At 31.1% G+C, this 10,483-nt stretch carries 8 protein-coding genes and 1 pseudogene; 3 read left to right on the top strand and 6 right to left on the bottom strand.

Features of this window, described 5'->3' with window-relative positions:
- Window positions 1-130: 130 nt before the first annotated feature.
- Window positions 131-1,633 (bottom strand): CoA transferase, encoded by a 1,503-nt coding sequence (locus tag CD127_RS09950; protein WP_174694735.1) that lies wholly within the window; start codon window positions 1,631-1,633, stop codon window positions 131-133.
- Entirely contained in the window at window positions 1,626-2,582 is a 957-nt protein-coding gene (locus CD127_RS09945; protein ID WP_160148967.1) for a 3-hydroxyacyl-CoA dehydrogenase NAD-binding domain-containing protein, read from the bottom strand. Before CD127_RS09945 ends, CD127_RS09950 begins: the two co-directional genes overlap by 8 nt.
- A gap of 196 nt (window positions 2,583-2,778) precedes the next feature.
- Between CD127_RS09945 and CD127_RS09940 the strand changes: the two genes are divergently transcribed.
- The gene (locus CD127_RS09940; protein ID WP_103366602.1) at window positions 2,779-3,357 is read left to right on the top strand and encodes a TetR/AcrR family transcriptional regulator; all 579 of its coding nucleotides are present in this window, start codon (window positions 2,779-2,781) and stop codon (window positions 3,355-3,357) included.
- Between the two features lie 109 nt (window positions 3,358-3,466).
- Window positions 3,467-3,970 (top strand): universal stress protein, encoded by a 504-nt coding sequence (locus tag CD127_RS09935; RefSeq protein WP_103366601.1) that lies wholly within the window; start codon window positions 3,467-3,469, stop codon window positions 3,968-3,970.
- Window positions 3,971-4,113: 143 nt separating this feature from the next.
- Here the strand turns inward: CD127_RS09935 and CD127_RS09930 are convergent, their stop codons facing one another.
- Complete coding sequence (locus CD127_RS09930) at window positions 4,114-5,115, bottom strand: zinc ribbon domain-containing protein (RefSeq protein WP_103366600.1); 1,002 nt, start codon at window positions 5,113-5,115, stop codon at window positions 4,114-4,116.
- Window positions 5,116-5,119: 4 nt separating this feature from the next.
- Window positions 5,120-6,417 (bottom strand): annotated as a pseudogene (locus CD127_RS09925) (PrsW family glutamic-type intramembrane protease).
- Between the two features lie 346 nt (window positions 6,418-6,763).
- On the opposite strand from CD127_RS09925, the gene CD127_RS09920 reads away from it, so the two are divergent.
- Window positions 6,764-7,417 carry a hypothetical protein gene (locus tag CD127_RS09920; RefSeq protein ID WP_103366599.1) on the top strand — a complete coding sequence of 218 codons (654 nt, stop codon included), beginning with the start codon at window positions 6,764-6,766 and terminating at the stop codon, window positions 7,415-7,417.
- 49 nt (window positions 7,418-7,466) lie between these two features.
- Here CD127_RS09920 and CD127_RS09915 read toward each other — a convergent pair whose 3' ends face one another.
- Both CD127_RS09915 and CD127_RS09910 read right to left on the bottom strand, forming a co-directional pair.
- Window positions 7,467-8,117 carry a type 1 glutamine amidotransferase gene (locus tag CD127_RS09915; RefSeq protein WP_103366598.1) on the bottom strand — a complete coding sequence of 217 codons (651 nt, stop codon included), beginning with the start codon at window positions 8,115-8,117 and terminating at the stop codon, window positions 7,467-7,469.
- Between the two features lie 117 nt (window positions 8,118-8,234).
- Window positions 8,235-10,337 carry an Ig-like domain-containing protein gene (locus CD127_RS09910; protein ID WP_103366597.1) on the bottom strand — a complete coding sequence of 701 codons (2,103 nt, stop codon included), beginning with the start codon at window positions 10,335-10,337 and terminating at the stop codon, window positions 8,235-8,237.
- Window positions 10,338-10,483 lie beyond the last annotated feature (146 nt).

Here is a 10,483-nt window from a genome sequence, read left to right as displayed (position 1 = left end):
TTTTCTTCCATATAGAATTATTTTAGAGGTGTATACATCACTTTGAAATTAATTTAATAGCTAAAAAATAACAGTGAAAATCTCTATTAAAAGATTTTCACTGTCTATCTCATTTTCAAGTATTAATATTTTATTTACTTTCCCATTCAGGCTGACTTGAGCCTCTAGGTAAAAGTGTGTATTTATAGTGTCCTGGTGTTTCACTCATTTTAACTTGCTCTGTAATACCTACATAATGGCCTAACGGTGTATCAGTTTCAAATTGATCTGGGTCTACAATCGCATGTTCCTCATCTGAATTATATGTGTCTTTAACAAATGCTTTATCAAAAATACCTAGTGATAGAAGATATAATGAAACACGTGTTAAGTTCACTTGGATTTTATAGCTACCGCCTTCTTCAGCTCTTCTTTCAAGCGCCTTAATTGCAGCCGCTTCTAATAACCAAGAAACAACATAGTCATTAACTACTACAATTGGTGGTAATTTAGGATGGTCGGGCGTACCTTCTAAATCCATGACACCACTCACACATCCAGCAGTTTGGTCAAATCCATTTCTATCAGACCAAGGGCCTTCTTCACCATAACAACTCACTGAGCAATGAATAATTCCTGGTCTTTTTTCTGCTAAATCATAAGGTGTTAAATTCTTCTGAGTCATAAAGCCGCTACGTTTATTTAAGAAGAAAATATCCGCATCTTTTAATAACTCATCAAATTTTTGACGATGTTCTGCGCTATTATCAATATCTAAATAAGTTGAACGCATACCTACATGAGATGTTAAATATAATAATTCTTCTTCAAATTCAGAAGGACGCCATACGTTTAATACATCAGCACCATGTAATGCTAGGCCACGTCCTAAACCGGCACCTGCAATAACATGTCCCATACCTAAAGCACGAACGCCTTCTAATGGTTGTTCAGGATTACTAGTAAATGGTTCTGGTTCTGATTCTCCAATTTTTTCAATTGTTACTAAAGGTTGTTTTGCGATATATTCAAACTGTTCTTCTTCTAAAAATTCAGGAACAGTACGAACTACTGGCATAACAACACCTTTCTCAGCTGCTTTTTCTTCTAAATCAGATGAATTCCATTGTTTAATTGCATGAGAAATTGAATTTCTGTTTGGTAGTGCATTTAACAACTCCAATGTATGTCTTTGAGAGCTAGGATATGGATTTAATGGCATAACCCAGCGTTTATCTTTTGTTTGATAAAAATCAAATTGTGTTGGATTGTCTGGAAAGATTTGTATTTTAGCAGGAAATCCATTTAACGTTTCCCATTTTCTTTCATAGAAAGGTGAAAGCCTTTTGATAGCCTTTCTTATATCAACAGAAATATCTTGGCTTACACCAGTACGTTTTTTCCATAGTGATGCTACTGCTACAGATTTAGTCGCTAAACCTAAACCAGCTAATGATGCCAATTTAAGAGTACTTGGTTGAATAGGATCTTTTCCGTAAAATTCAACTTTTCCTCCTGTATCAGAAGTAGAATAGCCAATACCATTTAAAATAGTTTCAAGTTCTTTATTAATATCAAAGTCATCTTGATCGAAAGAGTTGATTCTATTATTGTATTTGTCCAATAAAGTCTCTTTTAATTCTTTATTACTCACTATCTTCACCTCTAATTTCAGCTAAATTTCTAATCACATTAATTTCTTTTGAATCTCTTTCTTGTTCAAGCTCATCTATATTTCTACTACCATATTTTTCATTAACACGTTCAATTAATTTTTGTGTATTTTCTTCATTTAATTCTGGATGACCCAAATCTTTCCAGATGTGTGGAATTTGTTTACCCAAATGGTTCATAAATCCTTCAAATCCATGTTTACCACCACCTAGTAAGAATGATAGGAATGGACCATCAGATGCCCATCTAATACCTAAAGATTGTTCCATAATTGTATCTACATCTTTAGGGTCTACCACGTCGTTAAGCACTAAATGAATACATTCTTGGAATAATGCTGATTGTAAGCGATTTGCTACAAAACCTACTACTTCTTTTTTGATTTTCACAGGTTTCTTTCCTAGTTGAGTATAAAAATCCATCACTTCTTCAATTACATTTTCATCCGTGTTAGATCCATATGATACTTCCACTAAAGGAATTAAATGAGGTGGATTGAATGGATGACCAATACAAACTCTGCTACTATCTTTCATTTTCTCAACAATTGTAGAAGTTGGAATACTTGAAGAAGAAGATAAGACAATCGCATCTTCAGAAATATAGTCTTCTAACTCTGCATATAAATTTTGTTTAAATTCCACATTTTCTGGACCGTTTTCTTGAATAATTTTTGCACCAGTTACAGCCTTTTTAAGATCTTTCTCAAAAGTTAGATTTTGAGTTAAATTCTCAACCTCGTATCCTAAATCTTTAAGCGTTGGTTTTATTTGTTCTAATTGTTTAGTTACATCTTCTTCTAATGTTTCACTAATATCGTTCACACGTACCTCTAACCCATTAGCTAAAAATAATGCCGTCCATGAAGCGCCGATAGCTCCTGCACCGATTACTGTTACTGGACTATATCCTTCTAATTTTGAATTCATGATCATCCTACTCCTTTGTTATATTTATATTCTTAAATAAGAAAATCATCTAACTATATAAACTTTTAAAAAATTGTCACAATTTAAAATTTCTGCCTTCAGTATAAGTAATCTTGTTAAGTTATAAAAGATGCTATAACATCAAAATAAAACATATTATTTAATTATATTGTATTTTGAAGAAAGAGGTATTTTTATGTATGTACAAAAAAGAAACGAAACAAAAAATAAAATTATTTCTTCATATTTAAATTTATTAGACCAAAAAGATGCGACTAATATAAGTGTTACAGATATTTGCGAACACTCTAACATTAATCGCACCACATTTTATCGATATTATACTGATATCATTAGTTTACAAACACATCTTAAACAACGTACCTTAAAAAATATTTTTGGTGATCCATTTATTTTTTATGATAAACACCGTAGCGTTTCAAATGCTCAATTATACATTGCTAACCATGTTTTTAATCATATCTTCCATAATCAAACACTTTTCAAAGTATTAATGACTAAAGATGAATCGTTTAAATTTGAGCTTTATAATTATTTTAAAAATAATTACATCAGTTTTATGAAAAAAGTATTAATACGAGAAACTAAATCAACTATTAATGAAAAATTATTAAGTCAATACATCGCAGGCGCTTATACAGGTATGATTTATGAATGGATTATTTCAGATTATAGCGCTTCTCCTAATGAATTAACTGATAGCATGATTTTTATTAATTCTCATGGCCCGATTAGTATTTTAGAAAGCAAATAAAATAATACAAAAATTTACATTAATATTTTCTTTAAAATTACTACTTTTAAAATATATTGTGAACTATGCTAATATTATATTTGTGAAGTTAGAGGGAGGAATGTTAAACATGCATTATTATAAAAATATACTTATTGCAGTAGACGGCTCTCAAGAAGCAGAATGGGCATTTAACAAAGCTGTAGACATCGCTCATAGAAACAATGCTAAACTCACAATTGCCAATATCGTTGATTCTAGAACATTTTCATCTTATGAGGGCTACGCTGCTAAATTCACAGACAAAACAGAAGGAAGCTTTGGAGAAGATTTATTAGATGGTTACAAAAAAATCGCTCAAGACGCTGGCCTTAACGATGTAGAAACACGCCTAGATAATGGCTCACCTAAAACTTATATTCCTAAAGTATTAGCGAAAGAAATTAACGCAGACTTAATCATTAGTGGTTCATCAGGTTTAAATGCCGTAGAACGTATAATAGTAGGCTCAGTATCTGAAGCTATCGTACGCTATGCTCCATGCGACACATTAGTTATACGCAGTGAACAAATTCCTGAAGATTTCGAACCAACAGTAGCTACAAAAGAACTACACGACAAATACAATAAATAATTTAAAAGACTAAGTATAAAACACCCTCAAAAATTAGTTTATTCACTAACTTTGAGGGTGTTAAATTTAATTTTTCATATTATTCTCTAGAGAAGAAGCGATAATTAGTAAGTTTTAACGTAGTAAGATAAACAATTAAATAATTAATTATACCAATCTTCTCCCTCCCATTCAGAAGTCGATCCGTCACTCTTTTCTACTATAATTCCGCGATGAGCTTTATCTTCATTTGCTTTTCCATAGTTCACTCTATATCTTGATTTTCCTTCATCTACAGAATGAATCCAATCACTATCACTTAAAGCATCTCGCGCAATATCTTTAGCTTGACTCGCACTAGTGACTGTATCACTTTCCTCACTTGTACTTGGTAGCTGATCAATATTTTTAATCGCTAGTACTTCTCCATTTTTAATAACAACAATAACGCTAAAGTCATTATCTTTATAAGCATCATAAATTAAGTTACCATTTTCACGGTCATCTGGTTCGTTATAAACGTTTATAAAATCTTGTTCAGAAACATGATTAGGGGCCACTACTACACTAGTTACTTCATCATTATTATCGTAAAGAGCTGCTATATCTCCATATTTATAATACGTGTCCCCATCAAAAAAGATACTGCCGTCAGACTTACCGTATTTATCTTCAACAGCTGATTTAGTCATTCCTTTATAAACTCCTGCGTATCCATCTTTAGAAGGTGATTTAATATATTGTTTATCAAAGTTATCACTGAAGACATCAATACGTGGACCATGCGATTCGTTCGACTGATTATTTCCTTCTTGATGGGTTGTATTAGTTTCTTGTTGAGTGGTATTAGTTTGATTATCATTATTTCCTATAAATTGATTGTACGCATAATATAATCCGTAAAGTAATAATCCTACCACTAAAACAATAAAAATAATTAAGGCTATTTTGCCAATGGGTGATCCTTTACGAGAAGAATCTTGTGAATAGTTATAAGAATCGTTACGATTCGAATGAGTTTTATTTGCACGCTTAGGTTCATATTGCTCACGATGATAATCTTCGGTAGAATTATTTTCTTCATGATTATCTAATTTATTCCCACATTTATTACAGAAAGATTGTTTTTCATTAATTGGATTTCCACAATTTGGACAGTATTTCATTTTTCTACCTCGCTTCTAATTCTTTATATTCATTTTGAAGTTTGTTTACTTGCGTCAACCCAGATTTCATTAAAACAAATACAAAAATCCAAGCAATAATAATTAAGATGACTAGTTTTAAATACATATTACCTAATACTGTAATATCTGTATCCCATATGCAATGCAATACTACTGAAGTAAAGAAAAAGAATAAAAATCGCTTATCTAAAATATTACCCCACGTAAAGTGACGTTCATCTTTAACAATAACTGCTGCAGCTCCAACAATTGCTGCCCATACTATCCACCTAACGCAGACCAACCTCTTAAAATTATAATACTACTCATCACATCAAGGTCTGTACCACCATTTAATATGTAACCTGCTGTTTCAAATACAGCAAATCCAGCGCCTACTGACGCTCCTATTAATAAACCATTTAAAATTTTATTCGTTTTAAGGTAATTAATGAATAAAATAACAATAACTGCTTTACCTATTTCTTCTACTAAACCAATTAGAAAGGCGTCTCTAATCGTCATAATGCCAAAGTCCTGAAACTCTTCACTAAACGATACAAAATTATATAAGACAAGCGTACTAATTAAAGAAAAAACGCCTCCAACAAAGAACATTTTTAAAACTTCAAAGAAACTGATATTTCGAAAAGCATTAGATTCAAAGAAGAAAATTACGCCTGAGATAGGTACCATTAATGCACCAATAAATATCATCCCTGGAAGCGCATTGCTATTACCAAATGAATTAACTAAAAACCATAAACCTATAAATGTAATGAATAAAGCTAAAAAGACCCTTGAAAATACCCATGGTCTACCCCATTCTTCTGAGACTTCGGTAATATGAGGTGTAGTAGATCTAGTACCCGCAATAAATACATCATCAGATTCATGCTTAGCATGTGATTTAAAAACTTCTGAAAACATATCCTTTAAATCTAACTTCAACACTTCATCATTACCTGCTAAGCGCCCTATTGATTTAGTAGTACTATTAAATAGGTTTTTAGCTTCTTGAGTGATATTCGTCTCGTTTGCTATTTCTTTTTCAATCTGTGGTTGACTATGATTATAAGTTTCATTAGTAACAGATGAGGTACCTTCCATTAAGTGATAACCACAATTAATACAAAACTTATCATTTGAATCAACTGATTCATGACAATTTGGACAAGAGAACTCATTTTTAGTTGGGGTTTGAGCCTCGTGACTAACTTGAGTTGTTGTTAAATCATGCCCACAATGTTGGCAAAATCTATCATTACTGCCAATTTCTCCTCCACACATAGAACATTTTATTTAGTTGCACTCCTTATTTTTTATTAACACTAATAAAAATATTTTAATTTATTTACATAGAAATTACTATGTAAATTTTAAATATATTACTTAAATTTATAGTTATTTTTAATATTTTTTATTGAAAGTAACAAAAGGTTTTCTAAGTGCTTGTATACGTGTTTCAACTCATTAAAATACTGTTATGACAGACTTAGAGGACTCCTAAGAAATATTTAAAAAGTGTTAATAAATAGTTATTACTATAATAAAATTAATAGAATAATAAAAAATATAGTAGATGCAACAACCATAATTAGTTAAAATTAAGTAGTTAAACAACTAAATTATTAAGGGGAATATATAAGTGAAAACAGTTATTAATATTCTTATTATTGCAATCTTGTCAGTAATATTAGTTGGCTTAGTATTTTTCGGGGTGACTTTTGTAAAAGATACTTTAAGTCAAAATCACACGGTAGCTAAAAGTGAAAATAAAAATCATCAACAAGAGAAGAGTAAATCTAAAACTAAAGACGTAAATTCAAATGAAATATCTCAAAGTAACAGTAACAACCAAGATACGGCGGTAGAAAGTCAAACTCAGCAAACTAACACTAATAATCAAGAGCAACAAACTGCATCTACTTCAACTAATGAAACTAAAACTAAGGATAACGAGAGTTCAGAAAGTGACCCAAATAATATCATGCGTTTTGACACAAACGGAGATGGGTTTATTTCAACAAGTGAAGTAACTCCTGAAGTTCAAAAGCTAGTTGACGCTGGAAAATTACAACCAACTTCTGATGCTATGGCAGCAGAGTGGAGTAAATCTATTAAAGAAAAAGAAGCTGCGTATAACCAACCTAAAATGACACAAGAACAACTAGATAATTTAACTAAAGATGAACAAGAAGGTATTGGTTATAATCCAAATAATCCTAGAGGTGACGTTGGTGGCCCTGGTATGTCGCCAGAACATGACGGTATTGGTAATGACGACGTCGATTTAAATTAATTCAAAATAAGCTAAGATACTAAATCACTGTATCTTAGCTTATTTTTTATTACATAATGTATTCAATTATTTTCATCAAAATATCTTTATTTTGCGAAGGAATTTCATAATTTATTATAGACTGCTCCGTATTACTCAATACATTGCCTTCTATATATGCGCGATCCGCTTCCACTATATCTTTCAACGTCTCCTCAGTAGTTTCCATATGAAACTGCAAACCAATCACATTGTCATTATAAATAAACGCTTGGTTCTCACAATGCTCCGAACGATACAGTCTCGTAGCTCCTTCCGGCAAATTGAACGTCTCTCCATGCCAATGTAGCACATCTAACTTTTCCGGCAAGAAATCATACTGATTTGTCGCTTTCTGAATTTCACCAAACCCTACTTCTTTCCCCTCTTTATTTTGGAAAATGGTAGAACCCAATACCTTCGCAATTAATTGCGCGCCTAAACATATACCAAGTATCGGCTTATTGTACTCAATCATAGAGAGAATTAAGTTCTTTTCTTGTGATAACCACTCAATATCATCATTTACGCTCATAGGTCCACCTAGAATAATAAGTAAATCTATATCTGCGGCATCAGGTAGCTTGTAATCAGGCTCGTATAACTTAATTACCTTCGCATCAAGCGCCTCTAATATACCCGGTTTCTCAAATGGGACATGCTGTAAAATATAAATGCTCATTCTATCCCTCCATCAATTAATTACTTTTTACATTATCAGTATACTTAATATTTCAAATAAATGTGAGCTTAATAAAAAAAGCATCCAATACAAAAGGTTTGGATGCTTTAAATTAAATTATTTAACTTTTATTGTAGTTAAACTACTCTTATTATTTGCTTTATCTTTAGCATATAAAGTAAGTGTTGTGCCTTTTCTTTGAGGTCTTATATTAATTGAGTACGTTCCTTTTGAGGTAACTGTTGCCGTTCCTAATTTAGTTGACCCCTTGTAAACATAAATCGTTGAACCTATCTCGCCTTTTCCAGTAATTGTTCTTGGCGCAAGTTTAGAAATGGTTGGCTTTATAGGGGCAGTCTTATCTAAAACTGTTGTCGTTACTTCTTTACTTTTATTTTTATACTTATTAACTGTATAAACTTGAATTTTAGAATAAGCTGCTTGTTTAGGAATGCTCATAAAATACTTGCCATCTACCACTTGAGCTTGACCAATCTTTTTACCATTAGAATAAGCATAAATCATCATACCAGAAGTTGCTTTTCCTCTTATTTCTCTTGAAAAGTCTGCAACCGGGTCAACAGTAAATGATTGAACATTTTCTGTTCTTTCAACTTGTACCATACTGTTTTTAGTCTGTCCATTATATGACGGATCATAAACTCTCTCATTTCCATATTTATCTGCTGCTATAATACTATTTATTTTTATAGTGCCTGTTTTAATATAACTTGGAAGTTTAAACTGTAATGTAGCTTGCCAATTACCATTATCTAATAATACTAAATCTCTAGTGAAATTTGCAAAATTCATTGGAATATACGTATGAGAACCCATTTTATAATTATTTGGTTCAACTGTTGATAAATCTGCGCTTACATACATTAAGTCACTTTCGTCCTCAATTTCAGTCGTAATCGTTACAGTATCATTAGGATTATATACTTTCTTATCTGTACTAAATTTAACTATTTTAGGTAAATCATACTCTAATTTTTGAATTGTGGAATTATCGAATGCTGAGGAGTCATAACCACCTAATTTATCAACTGAACTATCATTCAATACTTTGATTGTTAGAAGATTCGAACTTCCCCAAGAATTTACAATACGATTATCATTCCAACTATGAATATCAATATCAAATGCATCATCTACCATCTTCTTAGGTAATTTGATTTCTATTAATGATTCCCAATTACCATTTGGTTTTCTATAAAAATCAGTTGTGCGACCTACTAACGCAGTATTGTCAAAGTAATAAGGAGGATTACTAATATCCCACCCTCCAAGTCGATGTGAATAGATTTTAGCTTCATTATAAATTGGCTTAACAAAGTTTTTATTATGTTCAGTATATATTTTTACTGTTTCACCCGGTTTATAATTAATTTTATCAGTCTCAATACTTAATATACCTTCATATGTTGGATTATTATCATTTATATAAGAACTATTTCCTTCTGTATTACGCATTCTTTCATCATTCGAAGCTTTAACTCGCTTTATATCATTCTCCTTTTCAACATCCGGATTAGAAGAATATGAATATCTTTTATTTATTTTTAATTGAGGTTGAGACGACATCGCTGAAATAGTATTTGTTGGTTGGTTAATTGATTTCACCGTTGTTGGTTCACTTTTAACTTTGGCCAAATTATTTTTTTGTGTTTGTGAAGGAATTTTCTTTTCAACTACTTTTTGATTTTGCACGCTTAATGTCTTTATATTTTGTACATTACTTGAATTTGTTAAATTGCTCTTACCTTGTTGATCTAATGATGAATTTAAACTATTTTTTTCTACAACCGAAGATTGTGTATTAACTTTCGCTATTGATGTGTTCTGAGAATTGTTAATTGAAAGTTTGGCAGTTGGTTTACTATCTGCATTATTTTGACTTTGTGTTTGTTGTGAATAATTTTGTTTTTGTTGTGAAACATTGGTATTGTCCATTTTAGACTGATTAATTGACTTATTATCATTCTCTACTTTTTGATTTATAGTGACAGATGCATTTGTAGTTTTATTATTTAACTGAGTTTGTGTAGTTGAAACCGTTTGTTTTTTTAATTGATTTACCTGGTCATTTACCTTTTTCTCTTCTGCAAATGCTATTGAATGATTTGCATTCAGACTATGAGAGATAATCCCTATTGCTAAAAAACTCTGGCTTAATAATAACGACTTAATAACTACTTTCTTTACGTTTTCTTTCATCTATCCCCTTAAAAATTTTTATTAATAATACAAACATTGTTATAACTATCAGAAAAATGAAATGAATTTTTAACCTAATAATATCTATGTAGTCTTCTCTTAAATGAACACATCATTTGGTTGTTCTCTTCATTTTTAGTTAATAC

The organism is Staphylococcus petrasii (assembly GCF_002902565.1).
In the GTDB taxonomy this organism is placed as follows: Bacteria; Bacillota; Bacilli; order Staphylococcales; family Staphylococcaceae; genus Staphylococcus; species Staphylococcus petrasii.
This window is presented reverse-complemented; position numbering and strand designations above follow the sequence as displayed.

What these genes read in the sequence shown, in the direction of transcription:
- CD127_RS09945 (WP_160148967.1), bottom strand. Translation starts at nt 2,582, where the DNA reads ATGAATTCAAAATTAGAAGGATATAGTCCAGTAACAGTAATCGGTGCA.
- CD127_RS09940 (WP_103366602.1), top strand. Translation starts at nt 2,779, where the DNA reads ATGTATGTACAAAAAAGAAACGAAACAAAAAATAAAATTATTTCTTCA.
- CD127_RS09935 (WP_103366601.1), top strand. Translation starts at nt 3,467, where the DNA reads ATGCATTATTATAAAAATATACTTATTGCAGTAGACGGCTCTCAAGAA.
- CD127_RS09930 (WP_103366600.1), bottom strand. Translation starts at nt 5,115, where the DNA reads ATGAAATACTGTCCAAATTGTGGAAATCCAATTAATGAAAAACAATCT.
- CD127_RS09915 (WP_103366598.1), bottom strand. Translation starts at nt 8,117, where the DNA reads ATGAGCATTTATATTTTACAGCATGTCCCATTTGAGAAACCGGGTATA.
- CD127_RS09910 (WP_103366597.1), bottom strand. Translation starts at nt 10,337, where the DNA reads ATGAAAGAAAACGTAAAGAAAGTAGTTATTAAGTCGTTATTATTAAGC.